At 72.8% G+C, this 19,766-nt stretch carries 14 protein-coding genes; 6 read left to right on the top strand and 8 right to left on the bottom strand.

Features of this window, described 5'->3' with window-relative positions; translation table 11 throughout:
* Positions 1-18: 18 nt before the first annotated feature.
* Together ACQPZW_RS13680 and ACQPZW_RS13685 are read right to left on the bottom strand one after the other, a co-directional pair.
* Positions 19-1,179 (bottom strand): glycosyltransferase family 4 protein, encoded by a 1,161-nt coding sequence (locus tag ACQPZW_RS13680; protein WP_433795235.1) that lies wholly within the window; start codon positions 1,177-1,179, stop codon positions 19-21.
* The gene (locus ACQPZW_RS13685; protein ID WP_433795236.1) at positions 1,176-2,033 is read right to left on the bottom strand and encodes a glycosyltransferase family 2 protein; all 858 of its coding nucleotides are present in this window, start codon (positions 2,031-2,033) and stop codon (positions 1,176-1,178) included. Before ACQPZW_RS13685 ends, ACQPZW_RS13680 begins: the two co-directional genes overlap by 4 nt.
* 1,600 nt (positions 2,034-3,633) lie before the next feature.
* Between ACQPZW_RS13685 and ACQPZW_RS13690 the strand changes: the two genes are divergently transcribed.
* Positions 3,634-4,182 carry a pentapeptide repeat-containing protein gene (locus ACQPZW_RS13690; RefSeq protein ID WP_433797530.1) on the top strand — a complete coding sequence of 183 codons (549 nt, stop codon included), beginning with the start codon at positions 3,634-3,636 and terminating at the stop codon, positions 4,180-4,182.
* Between the two features lie 812 nt (positions 4,183-4,994).
* Here ACQPZW_RS13690 and ACQPZW_RS13695 read toward each other — a convergent pair.
* The 3 genes from ACQPZW_RS13695 to ACQPZW_RS13705 form a co-directional block, all read right to left on the bottom strand.
* Positions 4,995-5,870: a sensor histidine kinase gene (locus tag ACQPZW_RS13695; RefSeq protein WP_433795237.1), complete on the bottom strand. Its 876-nt coding sequence runs from the start codon at positions 5,868-5,870 to the stop codon at positions 4,995-4,997.
* Positions 5,867-7,762 (bottom strand): ATP-binding protein, encoded by a 1,896-nt coding sequence (locus ACQPZW_RS13700; protein ID WP_433795238.1) that lies wholly within the window; start codon positions 7,760-7,762, stop codon positions 5,867-5,869. The genes ACQPZW_RS13695 and ACQPZW_RS13700 overlap by 4 nt, the downstream gene beginning before the upstream one ends.
* 374 nt (positions 7,763-8,136) lie before the next feature.
* Complete coding sequence (locus ACQPZW_RS13705; protein ID WP_433795239.1) at positions 8,137-8,664, bottom strand: hypothetical protein; 528 nt, start codon at positions 8,662-8,664, stop codon at positions 8,137-8,139.
* Positions 8,665-8,861: 197 nt separating this feature from the next.
* On the opposite strand from ACQPZW_RS13705, the gene ACQPZW_RS13710 reads away from it, so the two are divergent.
* Genes ACQPZW_RS13710 through ACQPZW_RS13720 form a run of 3 tightly spaced genes read left to right on the top strand, consistent with a single transcriptional unit; the run spans position 8,862 to position 13,842 of the window.
* Positions 8,862-12,836: a hypothetical protein gene (locus tag ACQPZW_RS13710; RefSeq protein WP_433795240.1), complete on the top strand. Its 3,975-nt coding sequence runs from the start codon at positions 8,862-8,864 to the stop codon at positions 12,834-12,836.
* Positions 12,833-12,997 (top strand): hypothetical protein, encoded by a 165-nt coding sequence (locus ACQPZW_RS13715; protein ID WP_433795241.1) that lies wholly within the window; start codon positions 12,833-12,835, stop codon positions 12,995-12,997. The genes ACQPZW_RS13710 and ACQPZW_RS13715 overlap by 4 nt, the downstream gene beginning before the upstream one ends.
* Positions 12,991-13,842, top strand: coding sequence for a metallophosphoesterase family protein (locus ACQPZW_RS13720; RefSeq protein WP_433795242.1), 852 nt, complete (start codon positions 12,991-12,993; stop codon positions 13,840-13,842). The genes ACQPZW_RS13715 and ACQPZW_RS13720 overlap by 7 nt, the downstream gene beginning before the upstream one ends.
* A gap of 3 nt (positions 13,843-13,845) precedes the next feature.
* On the opposite strand, the gene ACQPZW_RS13725 is transcribed toward ACQPZW_RS13720, so the two are convergent.
* Positions 13,846-14,946 (bottom strand): glycosyltransferase family 4 protein, encoded by a 1,101-nt coding sequence (locus tag ACQPZW_RS13725; protein WP_433795243.1) that lies wholly within the window; start codon positions 14,944-14,946, stop codon positions 13,846-13,848.
* Between the two features lie 91 nt (positions 14,947-15,037).
* On the opposite strand from ACQPZW_RS13725, the gene ACQPZW_RS13730 reads away from it, so the two are divergent.
* Positions 15,038-17,155 (top strand): hypothetical protein, encoded by a 2,118-nt coding sequence (locus tag ACQPZW_RS13730; RefSeq protein ID WP_433795244.1) that lies wholly within the window; start codon positions 15,038-15,040, stop codon positions 17,153-17,155.
* Here ACQPZW_RS13730 and ACQPZW_RS13735 read toward each other — a convergent pair.
* Complete coding sequence (locus ACQPZW_RS13735; RefSeq protein ID WP_433795245.1) at positions 17,103-17,933, bottom strand: glycosyltransferase family 2 protein; 831 nt, start codon at positions 17,931-17,933, stop codon at positions 17,103-17,105. The genes ACQPZW_RS13730 and ACQPZW_RS13735 overlap by 53 nt on opposite strands.
* A gap of 130 nt (positions 17,934-18,063) precedes the next feature.
* On the opposite strand from ACQPZW_RS13735, the gene ACQPZW_RS13740 reads away from it, so the two are divergent.
* Entirely contained in the window at positions 18,064-18,804 is a 741-nt protein-coding gene (locus ACQPZW_RS13740) for an EAL domain-containing protein (protein WP_433795246.1), read from the top strand.
* Positions 18,805-18,819: 15 nt separating this feature from the next.
* On the opposite strand, the gene ACQPZW_RS13745 is transcribed toward ACQPZW_RS13740, so the two are convergent.
* Entirely contained in the window at positions 18,820-19,755 is a 936-nt protein-coding gene (locus ACQPZW_RS13745; protein ID WP_433797531.1) for an ABC transporter substrate-binding protein, read from the bottom strand.
* Positions 19,756-19,766: the final 11 nt, after the last annotated feature.

Raw genomic sequence — 19,766 nt, forward strand, 5'->3', positions numbered from 1 at the left:
CCGAACCTCAACCCCGGCTCATCCCGATGTCAAGCGGTGGGCAAGTCCGCCGGTGAGCGCCCGGTAGGCGGCGGCGGCCCGGTCGGTCGCCTGTTCCCAGCCCATGTGGTCGCGGGCCGACTCCCGGCCGGCGACCGCGTACCGGCGCCAGGCCACCTCGTCGGTGAGCAGCTCGATCAGGGCGCGCGCCAGCGCCGGTGGGTCGGCGGGCGGCACGGACAGGCCGTTCACGCCGGGCTCCAGGACCGCGCGGACGCAGGCGACGTCGGTGCCGACCACCGGCAGGCCCACCGCCATCGCCTCGACCAGCGCCATCGCGGGCGGCGAGGTGGTGTAGTCGAACTTGAACGGCCAGGTGCCGACCTGGGCCGCGGCGAACTCACCGAGCAGGTCGGGGACCGGTTCGGTGACCACGTCGATCGCCTCGCCGGCCGACCCGGCGCGGGCCAGGATGGCGGGCAGCTCGGGGCGCGGGATCAGGAGCAGGCGCAGCCGTACGCCGGGGACCCGCTCCCGGACCGTGCCGAACGCGTCGAGCAGGGTGTCGAGGCCGCGTACCGTCTCGGCCCGGCCGGCGAAGACGATCACCGGGGACTCGCGGTCGAACCGGGCGCGGCGCTCGTCGTCGGGGGCGCCGCACGCGTACCGCACGATCTCGGGTCCGCCCGGGCGGCCGAGCCGCTCCTCGACCCGCGGATCGGGGGTGAGGATCGTGGTGACGCCGGCCCGGCGCAGCGCCGCGGCGGCAAGCGGCGGCGGCAGCACGGTGGTGGCCGCGACCCGGGGCCGCAGCACGTTGGACGACCACATCTCACGCAGCGTGCCGCGGCGCAGGGCGCGGGGGCCGGGCAGGGTGGGCCAGGCGTAGACGGTCAGCAGTTTCGGGTACGGTCGCAGCGCCGGATGCAGGACCAGCAGGGGCCCGAGCGCGCCGGCGTGGACGTGCACCAGGTCGGGGCGCATCCCGGCGAGCACCCCGGCCAGCTCCGCCGCCCGGCCCATGGGGAACGTCTCGAGCGAGCCGCCGAGCTCGTGCGTCCCGGCGAAGACGTGACCACCGTCGACGACGTGCGTGGTGACCAGGTGATGCTCTCCGGGGACCCGCTGGACGGTCTCGGTGACGGTACGCCCCATCGCCTCCCGCCCGGAGAACTCGGAGATGACGTGGGCGACCCTCATGCCGGCACCGCCCGGCCGGCAGGGCGGAGACGGCGCAGCACGTGGCCGAGCGCCCCGAAGCCGAACTCGCTGATCTTCATGAGCCACATGCCGAGGTAGAGCAGTGGGTGGGTGCGCAGGTATCGGATGTTGCGCAGGTAGAGGACGAACCGGTGCAGGATGTTGATCTGCCAGCGGAACGCCTCGGGGTGCTCCTGGGCGAACACGTCAGCCGTTCCGACGTACCCCAGCTTCTTCTTGAGGGTCCTGGAGAGCCGCAGCGGGCCCTCGTTGTGGAAGAGGAAGCCCCTGGTCCGGCCGACGCGGCAGCCGGCGGCCCGGACCCGCAGGTCGAGGTCCTTGTCCTCGGAGAAGATCATCCGCTCGTCGTGGCCGCCGAGCTTCTCGTAGACGTCACGGCGCAGGCAGCGCAGCGACTCGATCTGCTCGACGCCGTCGTAGCACTTCTTCTCCAGCCATTTGCACCGCGCCCAGAAGGTGGTGCCGAACGACTCCTCCGGGATGACCAGGGCGTCGTACCGCTCGGTCAGGAGCTCGGCGCACTCGCCGAGAAGGCCCGGCGTGACCGTCATGTCGGTGTCGAGGTGCAGCAGGATGTCGCCGGACGCCTCGGCGGCGCCGCGACGGCGGCCCTGCGCCATCGACCGGTTCTCCCGCAGGTAGCGGACGCTCAGACCGCGGTCGCGGTACTCGGTCACCACCTGGAGGGTGTCGTCGGAGGACCGGACGTCGTCGTTCACGACGATCTCGAAGTCACGGAAGTCGGAGGCCAGGAACGAGGTCAGGAACTCGCGGAGCAGAGCGGCACTGTTGTAGGCCGGCACGATGACCGAGAGCGTCGGCGGACGGGTCATGACCCAGTATGGCCATATTTCACCCGTCTTAGTGGCCGGTATGACCACGGTGGGCCGGGGCTCCACGAGCCCCGGCCCACCACGGTGCTGTCCGGCCTAGCGGGTGACGGCCAGCGCCAGCGCCCAGTAGGACAGCGTGGCCGCCTGGATCGGCGTGAGCGTCGGCTTGGCGCCGTTCGTCATCGCGGTCACCCTGGCGATGTACGCCACGTAGCGCCCGGCGTTCAGGTCGTTCTCCAGCTGCTGGAGAGTGCCCGACGACGCCTTGCCCCCGTACTTGCGGGTCAGGTCGACCAGCCACGGGACGGTCAGCTTCACGCTGTAGGTGATCTGCGCCGGCGTGGTGGCGTTGCCCGCCTTGTCGACGGCGCCGGAGCACTTCACCGTGTACGTGCCCCGGCTCTCCGTACGGCTGAGCACCGCCGCGGTTGCCACGCCGGACACCTGGTCGGTGGTGGCGCAGGACAGGACCGGGTTGAAGTCCGGGCCGTACACGGCGCCGTCGGTGGCGCCGACGACGGTGACGGTGGGCGCGGTGCGGTCGACCTTGGCCGTCACCGTGGCGCCGGCGGTGTTGCCGGCGTTGTCGGTGGCGGTGCCGGTGACGACCTTGGCGGCGCCGTCGCCGGCCACGGTGGTGTCGGCCGGGCACGACGCGGTGCCGGACGTGTCGTCGGCGCACGTGTACCGCACGGTGGGCGCGGTGCGGTACCAGCCGGCGGCGTTGGGCGTGCCGACCAGGTCGGCGGTGACGCGCGGCGCGGTGCCGTCGACGTTCAGGACGTAGGAGGCTTCGGCGGTGTTGCCGGCCCGGTCGACGGCGGTGCCGGTGACGACCTGCCGGGCGCCGTCGGTGCCGACGACGACGTCAGCCGGGCAGCTGTCGATGCCGGAGGTGGCATCGGTGCAGGTGAAGTGCACGGTGGGCGGGGTGCGGTACCAGCCGGCGGCGTTGGGTGCGCCGATCAGGTCCGCGGTGATGCGCGGCGCGGTGCGGTCGACGGCGACGGTGACCGAGGTGGCGGCGGTGTTGCCGGCCCGGTCGATGACCGTGCCGGTGACGACCTGGTCCGCGCCGTCGGTGGAGACCGTGGGGTCCGACGGGCAGACCCGGACGCCCGAGCCGGTGTCGGCGCAGGTGTAGCGCACGGTGGGGGCGGTACGGTACCAGCCCGCGCTGTTCGGGGCCTGGTCGATCGTGGCGCCGACCTCCGGGACGGTGGTGTCGATGTCGACGGTCAGCCGGGCGGTCGCGGTGTTGCCGGCCCGGTCGACGGCGGTGCCGGTGACCACCTGCTCGGGGCCCTCGGTGGTGACCGGGGTGTCCGCCGGGCAGCTGGCGATCAGGGAACCGGTGTCGCTGCAGACGTAGTGGATCGTCGGGACCGAGGTGTGCCAGCCGGAGGCGCCGGGCGTGTCCACCACGGTCGCGGTGATGTGCGGCGCCTTCTGGTCGATGTTGAGGGTGACGGTGGTCGTGGTGGTGTTCCCGGCCGCGTCCTTCGCCGTGCCCGAGAACTGCTGGTCCGCGCCGTCGGTGTCGGCGAGCACCGGCTCGGGACAGTCGACCGCCCCGCTGTCGTCGGAGCAGGTGAACCCGATGGTGACCGGGCCACGGAACCAGTCGTCCACCGGCTGCTGGGACAGCGTCGCGGTGATCTTCGGGGGAGTCCGGTCCGAGGGCTGCGGGGCGACGGTGGGCTCCGGCGCGGGATCGGACGGCGCCGCGCTGGTGGGGGCTTCGCTGGACGGCGCCGCGCTGGTGGGAGCCTCGCTCGACGGCGCCGCGCTGGTGGGAGCCTCGCTGGAGGGCGCCGTGCTGGACGGCGTCTCGCTGGAGGGTGCCGTGCCGGTGGGGGTCTCGCTGGACGGCGCCGCGCTGGACGGCGTCTCGCTGGACGGCTGTGCGGAGGACGGGACGGAGGGCGGCGCCGGGTTCGACGGGGTGGTGGGCACCTCCACCGGAGTGGGGGGCACCTCGACGGGCGCGGACGTGGCCGGGATGGCCCCGGAGACCGCGTTGCTGCCGCCGTTCTCGTTGTACGCCTTCAACTCCACGATCCACGGCTTGTCGGCCGGCAGCGCGAGCGTGCTGGACCGGGCCGAAGCGTCGACCCGCACCAGGCGGCTGATCGTCTCCGTGCCGTAGCCGATCTGGTAGTACGTCGGCGCGGGATTGCCGACGGGCGCCTTCCACGCCAGCTCCACCGAGTCGGGCTGGTCGGCGCGCCGCTTCACGACCAGGTCGGTCGGCTCGGCCGGCCGGAAGCGGTCCACCAGCGACTTCGTGGTCACGCAGGCGCCGTACGCGTTCATGGTGGTCAGCGACAGGGTGTAGGCGCGCTCCGGGCTGGCGCCGGAGAAGCGGAACGCCGTCTCCGTGCCGGTCCGGTCGGCCAGCACCACGTTGTCGACCATCCGGGTGAAGACCGTGCGGTACCCGGTCAGCGGCGAGTAGCCGGTCCAGGCCGGCGCCTTCCAGCCGGCCGTGGCGGTGCCGCCCTCGTCGGCGCGGCCGGTCGACATGCCGGTCACCGCGCTCGGGGTCAGCGCCTTCAGCGTGTAGTAGCCGGTGTTGGCGACGGCACCGGAGGTGTCGACCGCGCCGATCCGCACCTTGTACGTCGTGCACGGGTTCGGCGCGTCGATCGTGTACTCGGTCGTGGCGCCCGGCAGATCGATCACGGTCTGCACGTCACCCGCCACGATGTCGGCCGTGTAGTGGTCGGCGCCGGGGACCGCCTTCCACACCACCCGCAGTTTGTACACGTCGTCGGCGGTTCGGGTCACCGCCAGCGTTCCGGGCGCCGCGAGGGCGGCCTGGGCGCTCGACGGGACGGCGACCGTGGAGGTCACCAACCCGAGCGCCCCAGCGCCCACCGCGACGAGTAGTCGCCTCAAGTCCATCAGGACCTCGTTCTGTCGTTGGGGGATTGCGGGGGGATCGGCCGGCGCGGCATCTCAGACCGTGGTGTGGTCGAGATCGAGTTCGGGGAGCACCGCGTGCGGCTCACCGGCCGTGGGGGCCGGCGGCAGGGTGAACCAGATCCGTGCGCCACCGCGGTGACGGGGGTCGGCGCCGATGGCACCGCCCATCCGCTGCACGATGCGACGGCAGATGGGCAGGCCGAGACCATTGCCGGGGTACGCCTCCGGGTGGGCCCGGTGCAGTTCCTCGAAGATGGCCTCGTGCTGGCCGTCCTGGATTCCGATCCCGTGGTCGGTGATCTCGATTCGGACCATGTCGCCCTCAATCGCCTGCGCGGAGACGTGCACCCGGGCGGCTTCGCCGAGGGGCACGTACTTGATCGCGTTGCCGAGCAGGTTCTCGAGCAGCCGCCGCACCATGCTGTGGTCGCCGTGTACGGCCGGCAGGGTGTCGCGGGTGATCAGAGGCGTCGGGCGGATCAGACCGCTCGCGTCCGCGGCCAGGTCGTCGACCAGGGCGGACAGGTCGATAGGGGCCAGGCGCAGGGTGCTGTCGCTGGTCGCCGAGTAGGCGAGCACGTCGTCGATGAGCCGTCGCATCCGGTCGGCGCTGCGGTTGATCTCCGAGACGAACTCGTCGTACCCGGCCGGGCGGGCGAACCCGAAGTCGAGGTGCTCCAGCAGCTGGGCGTACCCGAGGATGCCGGCCAGCGGGGCCTTCAGGTCGTGGCTGACGTCGCGCGCGAAGTTCCGCAGCTCCGTCACCGAGCGGCGCAGGCCGTCCATCGTGGCCTGCAGCTCCGCGTTGTGGTGGCGCTCCCGCTCCAGTTCGGTGCGGAGACCGGCGAGTTCGATGTTGACCAGTGCGGCGCTGTCGGACACCGTGGGCCTTTCCTGGTGGCGGGTCATCGGGCCATCACCCGGGCGGGAGCGTCGTCGATCTGGATACGGGAGACCGGCCGGCCGGCGTTCTCGTCGGCGTCGCCGTCACCGGGCGGAGCGGCCGTCCCGGGATGGAGATAGGGCGCCAGCGCGGCCCGCAGCTCGGGAAGGGTGATCGGCTTGCTCAGCCGTCCGTCCATGCCGGCCGCCAGGCAGCGGTCCCGGTCGGCCGGAGCGGTCGCGGTCAGGGCCAGGATCGGGGTACGGCACCCGGCCGCCCGGATCAGCCGAGTCGCCTCCAGCCCGTCGGTGCGCGGCATCTGCACGTCCATCAGCACCACGTCGTAACCCGGTCCGCCGAGCGCCGCCCGGGCCGCCTCCTCGCCGTCGACGACGGTGTCGCAGGTGACGCCCATCAGTTCGATCATGCGGCGGAAGACGGTGCGGTTGACCTCGTTGTCCTCGGCCAGCAGGACCCGCCCGCCGGACAGCGGGGGCACCGTGACCGGGGCGCCGCGCACGCCGGTCCGCTCCTGATTGAGGGCGGCCACCACGCGGCTGAGCACGAGCGGGGCGGTCAGCACGCCGGGGCGGCGGACGACGCCGGTACGCGGATCGGTGCTGCTGATCATCAGGCCCTGGCCGTCCGGCCCGACCGCGCGCCCCACCGTGTCGGCGCGGTGCCCGGCCTCGGCATCGTGCGCGTCGTCGCACCACACCACCGTGTCGATGTCCGCCATCGGCCGGATGACCTGGTCGAACTCCGCCGCCACCGGCTCGGCCCCGGCACCGGCCAGCAGCCACGCCAGTGCCCGGGTGGACCGCGGGGTCGGGGCCACCACGGCGATCCGGCGGCGGGCGAGGAGCTTGGGCTCGCTCTCCTCGGGCGACGGCGCGACCAGCAGCGGCAGGCGGATCCGGAACAGCGCGCCCGCGCCGGGCGCGGACTCCACCTCGATGTCGCCGCCCATCCGGGCGACCAGCCGGGAGGCGAGCGCCAGGCCGAGCCCGGCGCCCTCGTGCCGGCGGGCGCTGGAGGAGTCGGCCTGGGTGAACGGCTGGAAGATCCGGGCCCGCTGCGGCTCGGTGATACCGGGGCCGGTGTCCGACACCGTCATCATCCAGGTCCCGTCGCCGGGCGCCTCGGCCAGCACCACGACCTCGCCGTCGGCGGTGAACTTGACGGCGTTGCCGACCACCGCGTCGAGCACCTGACGCAAGCGCTGGGGGTCACCCAGCACCACCGGCGGAAGATCCGGCGACGGGGCGGTGAGCAGCAGGATGCCCTTGCTGCGCGACTCCCGCTGCAGCGGCTCGACCACGCCCTCCAGCAGCGCCCGCACGGTCACCGGCTCCTGTGCCAGGCGCAGCCGCCCGGTCTCCAGCTTGCCCAGGTCGAGCAGGTTGTCGGTGAGCGTCTCCAGGGCCCGGGCGGAGTAGTAGACGTTGTCCACGATCTCCCGTACGCCCTGCTCCAGCGTCTGCGCCCGGAGCAGCTCGACCGCCGCCACGACGGTGGTCACCGGGGTGCGCGCCTCGTGGCTCAGCAGCGCCAGGAACTCGGCCCTGGTGTCCGGGCCCGGCTCCTCGGACAGGATCGTGACCAGGCACTGCCGTTCGCCGTCGCCGGCGTCCAGGGCGCTCACCTGCCACGTGCGCTCGGCGGTGTCGTCGCACCGGCAGTCCAGCCGGGCCGGCGGGCCGGCGGGCGTCATGTGCCACACCGCCTCGAGCACACCGCGGTGCCCGCCGCACGGGCCGGGCGAGGTGCTGAGGAACCCGCCCTCGGCCGGCTGGAGCTCCGTGTCGCGGCCCGGCGCCGACCAACGCTCGTTGGCGACGAGCACACGACCGTCGAGGTCCAGGATCGCCGCCGGAGCGGGGATCGCCTCGACGAGGGTGCGCGCTGCATATCCCATGCCAGACCTTTCGCGTGGGAGCGAGCCGGGCGGGGGGAGCCCGGGCTTTCATGCTGTGCTCCCTCGGGAGCGGGGCGAGGTGACGTCGCGGTGCTGATCGGTTTCAGACGGCGCCCCTTGAGGCCGGGGCACGGTGAAGTTGGGGTGCCGATCGGTTTCAGGTGACGCCGGTTGAGGCCGGAGCGTGCTGAAGTCGCGGTGCTGATCGGTTCGGGACCGCACCGCTTTAGGCCGGGGCGCGGTGAAGCCGTGGGTCTGATCGGGTTCAGGTCGTGCCCCTCGGGAGCGAATCGGGTGGGGGTGGTGCCGAGCGGTTCAGGCGGCGTGGCCGCGGCGGTATCGACTCGGCGCGACGGTTCAGGCGGCGCGACGGTTCAGGCGGCGTGCCGGCGGCGGTACCCGCTCGGCGCGGCGCCGGCCTCGGCCCGGCCCCGGCGGCTCAGCCAGAAGCCCAGCGGCAGCAGGGCCAGAGCGGCCGCGCCGAGGGCCCAGGGGAGCAGGTCGACCGGGCCGCGCGCGGCCGCCCGCGGCGGGATCGCCGAGATCAGGATGCGGGAGGTGCCGGAGACCGAGCGGCCGGCCAGGACGATGCTGGCGCCGGACATCCCGGCGGCCAGCAGCGTCTCCGGCACGCTGATCTCGATGCGGCCGTTGTCGTCGCCGCGGGTCTGCTGGATGGGGTTGCTGCCGAGCCGCACCTCGACCAGGTCGCGGGCGCGGTAGCCGACCCCGGTGACCTGCAGGCGGTTGCCGTCCTCGGCCCAGGTGAGCACCAGGCGGTCGCTGCTCGCCGCGGCGCCGGCCGGCTTCGCGTCGAGCGCCAGGGCCGTGCCGCAGACCGCCAGGACGATCATCAGAACGGTGACGGCGCGGCGGGCGGCGGAGGCGGTGAGGAACGGCATGTGACGAGCTTGCGGTACGGGCCACCGCCGGCGGAACGGTGTCGAGCCAACCATGACCGCCTCCTGAGCAGCCCTTGAGCCAACCGCACGCCGTGCCCGTGAACCGCGCCCACCGGGGCCACGCCGGGACACACCGGCTCAGTCATCGCGCCCAGGCGCCGATCGGTAACGCGAGGGCAGATGTCCGGAGGTTCGCCGTGGCGCTCGATCTTGCCCGGCCGGGGGTTCAGGACCGGGCGGAGCCGTCGCCGGAGCCGGTTCGGCCCGTGCGCCGGGAGGCCGCCCGGCACCGTCGCCGTCGCCGTGACCTGAGAGCCCGAGCCGAACGGCTGTGGCGTCCGGCGATCGCGGGGGCGGTCGTGCTGTTCGCCGCGAGTGGACCGGCGCACGCGTTCGGCCGTACCACCGTGGTCTTTTGGATGATCTTGATCGGCCTCGTGCTCGCCGCGGCGGCCGTGCCCCTCGGGCTCCTCTCGCTCCGTGGCCGGACCCGGCCGATGTCGGATCTGCCGCGCCGCGCGGCGCTGGTGGCCGCCCGGCCGTATCTGATCGTGCTGGCGCTGGACGTGCTGATCGTCAGCCGCTGGTTCCGGACCGGGACGTTCATCGCCGGCGGGGACATGGGCGCGTTCATCCGCCGCGGCTGGGAACCGGAGATGACCTGGTCGTGGAACCACCAGATCACCGGAGCCGGGTCGGCCGCCTACACGATGGCGCGCGCCTTCGAGTTCGTCCTGATCCGGCTCTGCCGGCTGGCCGGGCTGACCGAGTACTCGGCCCAGTGGCTCTATTACACGTGCATCTACGGCCTGGTCGGGTTCGGGGTGGCGTATCTGGCCGGCGCGTTCGTGCGCAGCCAGACCGGCATCGTGGTGGCGGGCGCCTTCGGCATGCTCAACGGCTTCTTCCTGACCCGGCTGCCGAACCCGCTCAATGTCATCTCGGTGGGCTCGGTCGCGCTGATCACCGGCGTGGCGATGCGGGTCGCGCTGGGCCGCCGGGTGCCCGCCCCGATCGCCGGGTTCGCGCTGATGCCGACGTCGTTCCTCAGCTTCAATCCGCCGATGCTCGTGGTCGCGTACGCCTGGGCGATCGGCGGCACCCCGCTGCTGGCCGCGCTCCTGCTCGGCCGCCGGGCGGCGTGGCGGCTGTTGCGCTGGTTCGTCGCGGCGACACCGTGGGCGCTCGGCCTGAACGCGTGGTGGCTGCTGCCGCTGGCGCAGAGCTTCACCGGCGGTGGCGGGGCGACCGCGAACGCCACCTTCACCGACCCGACGAACTGGTCCTGGTCGCAGGTGAACAACGTGCCGCCGAACATCCTGACCATGGTGGCGAACTGGGCCTGGTTCCTGCCGCAGTACCTGCCGTTCGCCACCGACCTGGACCGCCCGTGGTGGATCTGGATCCGCTACCTGCTGCCGGCCCTGGTCTTCGTGGCGCCGCTGGTCGCGTCCCGGCGGCTGCGCCGGGTCACGCTGGGCCTGCTCGTGATGATCCTGGTGTTCGTGTTCCTGGCCAAGGGCCTGCGCCCGCCCCTCGCCAAGATCAACATGTTCCTGTATCTGCACGCCCCCGGCTTCTGGCTGTTCCGCGAGCCGATGAGCAAGCTCGGTCAGCTGCTCATCTCGTTCTTCGGGGTGATGCTCGCCGCCACGGTCGAGGGACTACTGCTCCGGCTGCGCCTGCTTCCCCGGCGGCGACGACCCTACGGCCGGGCCGTCGCCGCCGTCCCGGTCGTGCTGGCGCTGGCCTACCCGTACCCGCTCTATACCGGCGGGGTGATGCCCGACGAGCGCCCGACCCAGCCCTCGATGCACGTCCGGGTGGCCCAGGAGTGGTGGGACGTCGCCGAGCACATCGACGCCGACCCGCGACCCGGCAAGGTCTTCGTGCTGCCCCTCGACGACTACTACCAGATGCCGACGACCTGGGGCTTCTTCGGCGCGGACAGCATCGCGAACCTGCTGATCAGACATCCCGTGGTGCAGCCCAAGCCGGACGGCTACTTCGGCGACGTGCCCGGCTTCGCGGCCGCGCTGCGCCTGGTCGAGGCCGCGCTGCTCGCCGGTGACCTGGAGCCGGTGCCGCGCCTGCTGCACTCGATCGGGGCGAGCCGGGTGATCGTCCGGCACGACCTGGTCCGCGGCCTGCCCAACCGCTACTTCGCCGACGACCGGGTGCTGGCGGCCGCGATGGCCCGGGTGCCCGGGGCCACCCTGGAGGTGGACGGCCTGCTGCAGGTGTGGCGGCTCGGCGACGGCTCCAGTCCGACCGTCCGGACGTACGACCGCGTGCTCGACGCCCCGCCCCGCCCGGACGCGGGCGCCGCGGTGCTCGGCACGGTCGGCGCGTCCACGGCGATCGCGGCCCGCCCGGACACCACGGCCGTCGCCACCAGCCCGCAGGTCGACGACACCGCCGCCGTCACGCCGGACATCGTGCACTGGCCGGTCCCGGCGGTGGACGAGGGATCCCCGCGGACGACGGTGGACGTGCCCGCCGGCCGCTACACGGTGGCCCAGCGGGCCCGCGCGGCGCCGACACTGATCCCGCGCGTCGAGGACGGCGAGCTGCTGCTGGAGGACCGGACGGTGGTGAAGGTCGACGGACGGACGGTGTCGCGCCGGCCCGCCGTACGGGTGCCGCTGCCCGACGACCGGGAGATCCTCGCCGTCAAACCCGCCGGCACCCGCCGGGTGGTGTCCCTCGACGTCGACGAGCCGGCGGCGGTGCCGGTCGGCGCGGCCACCCGGCTGACCCTGCTGGCCGCCGACCCGACACCGGCGAAGGTGAGCGGGTTCAGCCCGGTCTTCGACTGCAACAACTATGAGCCGCGGCCGTGGCGCGAGCTGGGCCTGTCCGCCGAGATGACCGACACCAGGCACGGTGAAGCGGTCCGGCTGCAGGCCTCCGACCACGCCGCCTGCACCCGGGTCGTGGTCAGCGGCGCCCCGCCCGGCCAGATCTACCGGGTACGGCTGCAGTACCGGCACGTCTCCGGGCCCCGGCCGCAGATCTGCCTGTGGCAGTCCGGCGCCGCCGGGTGCGAGCTGTCCTCCCGGCCCGCCCTCAGCGACGAGTGGACCGCCTTCGAGGGCGTGGTGACGATGGACGCCGGCGGCCTGCTACAGATCATCCTGCACGCCGACGTGGGCCGGCGCCTCGCCTCGCCGACCGTGGTCGAGTACCGCGGCGTGCAGGTGCAGGCGCTGGAGGAGGTGGGCAGCCACGAGGTGTGGCCGCCGGTCGTGCCGGAGACCACCGTCGAGCTCACCGCGGGCGAGCACGAGCTGCGCGTCGACGGCGGGCTGTCCGGCTCGATCCTGACCCCGTTCGAGCCACTGGAGGACTGCTACCGGTACGACGACCAGACCGCCGACCAGGCGGGGCTGGCCGCCGAGTCGGCGGTCGGCGGGGACGGCGAGACGACGTACACGCTCAAGGCGGTCAGCCATCTGGCCTGCATCGGCGCGAGCGCGGACGACTTCGGCGGCGCCTCCCTGTACGAGCTGTCGATGGAGGCCCGCAGCGTCGCCCTGCGCAATCCCAAGTTCTGCCTCTACCTACGCGGGCCCGACCTGTGCCGCAAGCTGCCGACGGTCGCGGTGTACAACGGCTGGACGTCGTACGAGGCGCTCATCCCACCCGACCCGAACACCGTCGAGGCCCGCCTCTACCTGTACGGGCTCCGCGACCTGGAGGGCCGTCAGCAGTCCCAGGTGGAGTACCGGGGCGTACGGATCCGCCCGGTCGCGTCGACGTCGGCGGTGGTCCTGATCCGGCAGGACGATCCCGGCCCGGAGTCGGCGGTGGACTTCCAGCGGGAGAACCCGGCCCAGTTCTCCGGCACGGTCACCGGCTCCGGCCCGGCCGTGGTGGCCCTGGCCGAGAGCGCGGCCCCGGGCTGGCAGCTGAGCGGCATCGCCGGTGCCGAGAAGGTGACGCTGCAGGGCTGGATGGCCGGCTGGACGCTGCCGGCCGGCGGTGACTTCACGGTCCGCTACGGCCCGGCCGCCCTCGCCCGGTACGCCTTCTACCTGCTGCCGGTGACCGTGGCGCTGTCGATCGGCTTCATGTACGCGGTACGCCTGCCCGCCGGCCGTCCGGGCGACTGGCCGGCGCGGCACCGGCGGAGACGCAAGTGGCCGCGGATGCCCCGGTGGCGCCGATGACCGGTCTCGTCCGGCGGCTGCTCGGCCAACGGTCCGGGCGGCGGATGCGCTGGGCCCGCCGCCACCTGATCCTCTGGACCTCGGCGGCGATGGTCGTCGCGCTGGTGGCGATCCTGCTGTGGCCGGCCGGCCGACGGTTCATCATCGCCCCTCGGTGGTGACCGTGGCGGCCGCCGGCGACATGGCCTGCGACCCGGCCGACCCGGACCTCAAACCGCCCGGCGAGCCGCCCGGTGACCGCTGCCGCCAGCAGTCGGTCTCCGACATCGCGGTCGCCCTCGAACCCGACTACCTGGTGGCTCTCGGCGACGTCCAGTACGAGGTGCCGACCGGCGAGGCGTTCCGCACCGTCTACGGCCCCTCGTTCGGCCGCCTGCGGGACCGCACCGTGCCGGTCTTCGGCAACCAGGAGTACAAGGTGCAGGACGCGTCGTCGTTCACCGCCTACTTCGGCGAACGGGTCCGCGATCCGCGCGGCTTCTGGTCCGAGGAGATCGGCCAGTGGCACCTGGTGGTGCTGAACTCCAACTGCTCCGGGGTGTCCGGCGGCTGCGGGCCCGGCTCGCCGCAGCAGGCCTGGCTGGCCGCGGACCTGGCCGCCGCCGGCGACCGCTGCGTGATCGCCGCCTGGCACCATCCGCGCTGGTCGAGCGGGATAGCCGGGTCCGACGTGCGGACCGCCGACCTGTTCCGGACGCTCTACGAGCACCAGGTCGAGCTGGTGCTCTCCGGCCACGACGCGCACTACGAGCGGTTCCGCCCGGCGAACCCCGACGGCCGGCCCGACGACAAGGGGGTACGGCAGTTCGTCGTCGGCACCGGTGGCCAGGCGCACTACCGCCCCGAGGTCGCGCCGGCCGCCGGGGCGGTGATCGGTGAGTACGCCGACTACGACCATCACGGCGTGCTCGAGCTGACGCTGCGCCCGGACTCCTACCGGTGGGCGTTCCACCCGCTGGAGGCCGAGGACAGCGTCGAGGACATCGGCGAGGCCCGCTGCCACTAGCGGTCAGGCGGCCACCCGCATCGGGCCGCGCGGCACACGGGCGTGTTGCCGGACGGACGCCAGCAGGGTGTCGGCGACCGTGTCCCAGGAGTGCGCGCCGCCGTACGGCAGGGGCTCGGGCGCCCGCCGCTGCCAGCCGGGCAGCAACTCGGCCAGCCGGGCGGCCATCTCCTCGGGCCGGGGCGGCACGACGACCCCGCCGGCCGCCGTCGTCGAGTCCCGCAGGCCCGGCACGTCGTAGGCGACGGTCGGGGTGCCCAGCGCGGCCGCCTCGGTGACGACCAGGCCCCAGCCCTCCCGGACGCTGGCCGCCAGATGGACGTGCGCCCGCGCCATCAGGTCGTGCTTCCCCTCCTCGGAGACCCGCCCGTGGAAGGTGACGTGCGCGGGCGCCGTCGCGGCCAGCCGGTCCAGCAGCGGGCCGCCGCCGATCATCCACAGCCGCAGGCCGGGGATCCGCTCGCGGGCCAGGTCCACGGCCCGGATCACGTCGCCGGGCCGCTTGTAGCTCACCATCCGGCCGCAGAACACGGCGGTCGGCTGCTCCTCCTTGACCGGGCGTGGCAGCGGGTGGGGCGGCTCGTAGCCCTCCGGGACCACCGTCACGTCGTACGCCCCGAAGCGGGACAGCGCCTCGCGCGTCGACGCGGACACCGCCAGGATCGGGCTGTGGCCGAGTCGCCGCAGCCAGTTCGGCTCCAGCCGGTGCCGCCCGAGGTGCGCCAGGACCGGCGGCGCGTTGATGTGCCAGATCTCCTCGCAGGTCTGGTGCACCAGGGCGATGGTCCGGGCACCGTCGTCGACCCACTCGTGCGCGTGGAACGGCACCGTGTTCGTCTCGTCGATCACCACGTCGAAGCGGCCCCGGCCACGGCTCTGCCACCAGCGGCGGGCCTCGCGGTAGACGGTGAACCGGCTGCCGGCCCGGATGATCCGGTAGCCGTCGCGGATCTCGTGCCCGGGCCGTCCGGGCACCGCGGCGGCGAACAGGGTGACCTGGTGGCCGGCCGCCGCCCAGCGGCGCAGCACCTGCTCGGTGTAGACCTCGGCCCCGCCCGCTGCCGGGTGGCTCAGGTCTCGCCAGTTCAGGATCAGGATGCGCATGGCCGGGAAGATCGGTCGTCGCGGGCCCAGGTTGAGAAACGTTGCCGGATATCGCCTCCGACGTCTCCACGCAGCCGCAATACTGGGTCGAATGACCGAGGACCGCCGAAACCGGGCCGGGCGGCATCGGCGGCGGCACGCCTACCCGGCCATAGCCGGGTCCCGTGCCCTGACGGCGGAGTCCGTGCTCCTCGGCCTGGTCACCGGTGTGCTGGTGGTCGCGCCATGGACACGCCCCGGCTATCTGCTGCTGCTCGACTGGGTGTCCGGACCGCATCAGGCGCTGACCCCCGGTCTGTACGGGCTGGACCCGGCGGCGCTCGACGCCCTGCCGTACCGGCTGGCCACCCACGGCATCCGGCAGGTGCTCGGCGCCGGCGCGACCAGCTGGCTGATGATCCTGGCGTACTTCCCGATCGTCGCCGGCGGGGTCTCCGCGCTGGCCGGTGGCAGCCGGTGGCGGCGGCACGCGGCGGCGCTGTTCGCCTGCCTGAACCCGTTCGTGGTGGAGCGGATCCAGGCCGGGCACGTGCCGTTCCTGCTGGCGGTGGCGCTGCTGGCCCCGATGGCGGCGTCCGCGCTGCACGCCCGGCGCCGTGGACGGTGGATCGCCGTGCGCCCGGCCGGCTGGTACGCCCTGGCCATCTCGGTCGGCGCGCACGCCGCGTGGCTCGGCGCGGCGTTGCTGGTGGCGGTCGCCGTGCTGCCCCGGCCACGATGGCGCGACGCGGTCCGCACGGTGGTCGTCATCGTGTCGGCGGGCTGCGTCTACGCGTACGCCGCGGTCGTCGTCGCCAACGCGATCCTCACCGTCCGCGTCGGTGACCAGGACCTCGACGTCTACGCGACGTATCCGGGCTCGAACGGGCTCGCGACCGCGGTGATCACCCTGCGCGGGTTCTGGCGCGGCGCCTCCGACAGCAGCCCGGAGGCGGCCCTGGGACTGGTCCCGGGCACGGTGCTGGTGGTGGCCGCGGTCGTGGGCCTGGCGCGGATGTGCCGCAGCGAGCCGGTCGCGGGAGTGCCGCTGGCCGCCGTCACGGTCACCGGGCTGCTGCTCGGCGCCGGTGTCGACGGCCCGCTCGGCACCGGGTACCGGATCGCGTTCGAGGTCCTCCCACTCTTCGAGGCCATGCGCGAGCAGCAGAAATGGGTGGCGCTGGCGATGCTCGGGTACGCGGTGGGCATCGGCGCCACGGTGGAGGCGGTGATGACGAGCCTCCGGTCGAGCCGGGCCCTGGTTCCGCAGGCGGTCGCGATCACCGGTGCGCCCGCGCTGATCGGCATGTACCTCTCGCTCGGTGCCTCCCTGGTCTGGGGACTCGGCGGCAGTGTCCGGGTGAGCCACTATCCGGCCGCGTGGTACGCCGCCGACCGGATCATGGGAGCCGGTGACGAGTCGGTGCTGTTCCTGCCCTGGCATCAGTACCAGCCGTTCACGTTCACCGAGGTCCGCAGTGTGGCGACACCGGCCGCGGCGTTCTTCCGCCGGCCGGTGCTCAGCAGTGACGCCGCGGAGCTGGGCCAGGTGCGGTCCAACTCGGCCTCACGGCGGATGGCCTATCTGGACCAGTTGGTGGCGAAGGGAGGCGGTGGCCAGTTCGGGCAGTTGATCGCGCCGCTCGGTGTCCGATATGTAGCGCTGGCCAGGGACCGTGAGAGTGACGTCTACGCCTGGGTGGGCCGGCAGCGGGATCTGGCGCCGGTGTTGCGTACCGCGGAGCTCGACCTCTACCGGGTCACGGTGGACGGTACGGGCCGGGTGGTGAGCGCTCGTGACGGGGATGTCGCCGCCGCCCTGCGCTGGTCGGCCGAGGGGCGACTGGGGACGGAGACGTTGCTCTCCGGGGCCGGTGACGGTGCGGTTCCCTCCACCGCGTCGGGTGGCCTCCGCCGCGACGGGACGACGCAGTGGGAGGTCTCGGAGGGAAGGGCCGGCTGGGTGGTGCTGCCCGAGGAGTGGTCGGCGAAGTGGACGGCCGGTGATCAGGTCACGCGGCCCACCGTGGCGGGGACGGTGGCGGTCCGGGCCGGCTCCGGGGCCTTCACGGTGCGATACACGCCGTGGAAGTGGCTGCGGCTGGGTCTGGGGGTGTCGCTGTTCTCGCTGGCGGCGCTGCTGGTCACCGGGGTGATCGAGCACCGGCGCGAGTGGCTCAGGCGGCGGCCTGACGGTAGTGGCCGGACAGGTGACGGCGGTGGATCGTGACGGTGTCGCGCAGCGTGCGGACGATCGTGTCGGTGGTGACGGTGCTGCCGTTGGCGCCGGTGTTGAGAGCGACCGGTGCGGCGTGCATGTTGCCGATGCCGGCGGCCTTGGCGGCGACGAAGAACTCCAGGTCGAAGGCGAATCGCTGCTCCCGCAGGTGGGGCAGGAGCTGGGCGAGCGCGTCGCGGCGGATGATCTTGCAGCCGGTCTGGGTGTCCTTGACCTTGAGCAGGAAGAGCAGCGCGACCAGGGTGGAGTAGACGATCGAGATGATCTTGCGCAGCTTCGACGCGCCGCTGATCGAGCCGGAGTGACGCTTGTCGGCGTAGACGGCGGCGTGGTCGCCACCCCGGGCCAGCATCAGGTAGGTGGCCAGGTGGTGCGGGGCGATGTCGCCGTCGGCGTCGATGAACCCGACCCAGGCGCCCCGCGCCGCGGCGAAACCCTGGTGCAGCGCGTTGCCCTTACCCGAGTTGGTGCGGTTGTCGATCAGCCGGACGCCGGGGATGCCGAAGACGTGGTGCTGCGAGCCGTCGGTGCTGCCGTCGTTGACCGCGATGATCTCGTACCCGACGCCGGCGGCGGTGAGCGTGGCGGCGATGTCGCGGATCGTCCGGGCCACCACCGGCCCGCAGTTGTAGAAGGGGACCACGACGGTCAGCTCGATGCCCGCGGTGGCCGGGGCCCACAGGTTCGGCGTGGCGGCCGGCGCCAGGGTGGTGACAGCGGCGACGGTGGCGCGGGTGGCGGCTCGCTGGGCGGTGGCGGTTGCGTTCATGGCCCAAACGTTGGAGCCGCAACCTCAAGCGTTCCTCTAGCCCGATTCAGGCTTGCGACAAGCCGACGACCAGGGGTAATCCAGAGCCCGGCCTGAACCGTCCTTGAGAATGCGCCTCCACGATTCGAGCATGACTTCGCAGACGGCTACGAGCCCGGCCACGATCGAGATCCTGCAGGCGGTCCTGCGCTCCGAGGCGATCGAGCCGATGTTCCAGCCGGTGATGCGCCTGTCCGACGGCGCTGTCATCGCGTACGAGGCGCTCGCCCGCTTCCACAAGGACACCGCCCTGAACCCCGACATCGCGTTCGCCGCCGCGAACGAGGCGGGTCTCGGGGTGGAGCTGGAGCTGCTGGCCATGCGGCGGGCCTTCGCCTCGCTGGACGAGGTGCCGGCCGGCGCGTACCTGAGCACGAACCTGTCGGTGGAGGCGATCCTCGACCCGCGCGTGCAGGAGACGCTGCTGGCCAACGCGCACCGCCGGATCGCGGTCGAGCTCACCGAGCACACCCAGGTCTTCGACTACCCGGGTCTGGTGGCCGTCACCGAGCAGCTCCGCGCGTACGGGATCCGGATCGCGGTCGACGACGCCGGCGCCGGGTTCGCCAGCCTCAGCCACATCCTGCAGCTGCGCCCGGACATCATCAAGCTCGACATCACGCTGACCAGCGGCATCGACATGGACCCGGTCCGGATGGCTCTGGCCCGCTGCCTGGCCGGCTTCGCCTCGGACATCGGCGCCATGCTGGTCGCCGAGGGCATCGAGACCGAGGCCGAGCGGGAGAAGCTGCTGGAGCTGGGCATCCGCCTCGGTCAGGGCTACCTGCTGGGCCGCCCGGCCCCGCTTCCGCTGCAGGACCGGGCGATCTGAGTCAGGCGATCCGCGTCAGGGAAGCCACTTCTCCCAGACGGTACGGTGCGTGTCCGCCCACTTCTTGGCGGCGTCCTCGGCCGACAGTCCGTTCTGGACCATGTCCTTGGCCACCTGGTTCTGGTCGGCGTTGGTCCACTGCCAGTTCTTGATGAAGGTCGCCGCCGGGTTCCCGGAGTCGACGAACGCCTTGCGCCCGATCTTGTCCAGGTCGTACGGCTGGTAGTCGCAGGCCACCTTCTCCGGCTCGGAGTCGCAGCCGGGTGTGTAGTTGGGCAGCGGGATGTGCACCAGTTTCACGTCCGACAGGAACCACTGCGGCTCGTAGAAGTAGCCGAGCAGCGGCGTCTTGTCCGCCTGCGCCTTGCGGAACGCCGCGATGAGCTTGTCCTCGCTGCCCGCGTACACCAGGGTGAAGTCCAGCTTGAGGTTCTCGATGAGCGCGGCGTCGTTGGAGACGAACGACGGGTCACCCGCCAGGAACTGGCCTTTGGCGCCGGACTTCGCCGTCTTGAACAGTGGGGCGTACTCGTTGAGGTTCTTCCAGTCGGTGATGTCCGGGTAGGTCTTGGCCATCCACGGCGGCACATACCAGCCGAGGACGCCCTTGTTACCGGTCAGGCCGAGCTCGACCGCGACCTTCTGCCGGTCGATGTACTTCTTCTTGAGGTCGTCGTGGCCCCAGTTCTCCAGGATCACGTCGATGCTGCCGTCGTTGAGACCGGCCCAGGAAGCCGTCTCGCTCAGCTCCGCGGTCTCCACCCGGCAGCCCAGCTCCGACTTCAGCAGATAGCTGACCACGGCGACGTTCGCGGCGTACCCGGACCAGGGGTTGACCGCGATGTTGACGGTCCCGCACCGGGTCGTCTCCGGCACGCCGGGCGGTGGGCTGATCGCCGCCTCGGTGCTCGCGCAGCCGGCCAGCGCCACCACCCCGATCGCCGCGAGCATCCGGGGCAGGA

Source organism: Actinoplanes sp. CA-252034 (genome assembly GCF_050956125.1).
Lineage (GTDB): Bacteria > Actinomycetota > Actinomycetes > Mycobacteriales > Micromonosporaceae > Actinoplanes.

Excerpts from the sequence above, each read along its gene's own strand:
- ACQPZW_RS13680 (WP_433795235.1), bottom strand. The coding sequence starts at position 1,179 with ATGAGGGTCGCCCACGTCATCTCCGAGTTCTCCGGGCGGGAGGCGATG.
- ACQPZW_RS13685 (WP_433795236.1), bottom strand. The coding sequence starts at position 2,033 with ATGACCCGTCCGCCGACGCTCTCGGTCATCGTGCCGGCCTACAACAGT.
- ACQPZW_RS13690 (WP_433797530.1), top strand. The coding sequence starts at position 3,634 with ATGGTGACCGGGCCACGGAACCAGTCGTCCACCGGCTGCTGGGACAGC.
- ACQPZW_RS13695 (WP_433795237.1), bottom strand. The coding sequence starts at position 5,870 with ATGACCCGCCACCAGGAAAGGCCCACGGTGTCCGACAGCGCCGCACTG.
- ACQPZW_RS13700 (WP_433795238.1), bottom strand. The coding sequence starts at position 7,762 with ATGGGATATGCAGCGCGCACCCTCGTCGAGGCGATCCCCGCTCCGGCG.
- ACQPZW_RS13705 (WP_433795239.1), bottom strand. The coding sequence starts at position 8,664 with ATGCCGTTCCTCACCGCCTCCGCCGCCCGCCGCGCCGTCACCGTTCTG.
- ACQPZW_RS13715 (WP_433795241.1), top strand. The coding sequence starts at position 12,833 with ATGACCGGTCTCGTCCGGCGGCTGCTCGGCCAACGGTCCGGGCGGCGG.
- ACQPZW_RS13725 (WP_433795243.1), bottom strand. The coding sequence starts at position 14,946 with ATGCGCATCCTGATCCTGAACTGGCGAGACCTGAGCCACCCGGCAGCG.
- ACQPZW_RS13730 (WP_433795244.1), top strand. The coding sequence starts at position 15,038 with ATGACCGAGGACCGCCGAAACCGGGCCGGGCGGCATCGGCGGCGGCAC.
- ACQPZW_RS13735 (WP_433795245.1), bottom strand. The coding sequence starts at position 17,933 with ATGAACGCAACCGCCACCGCCCAGCGAGCCGCCACCCGCGCCACCGTC.
- ACQPZW_RS13740 (WP_433795246.1), top strand. The coding sequence starts at position 18,064 with ATGACTTCGCAGACGGCTACGAGCCCGGCCACGATCGAGATCCTGCAG.
- ACQPZW_RS13745 (WP_433797531.1), bottom strand. The coding sequence starts at position 19,755 with ATGCTCGCGGCGATCGGGGTGGTGGCGCTGGCCGGCTGCGCGAGCACC.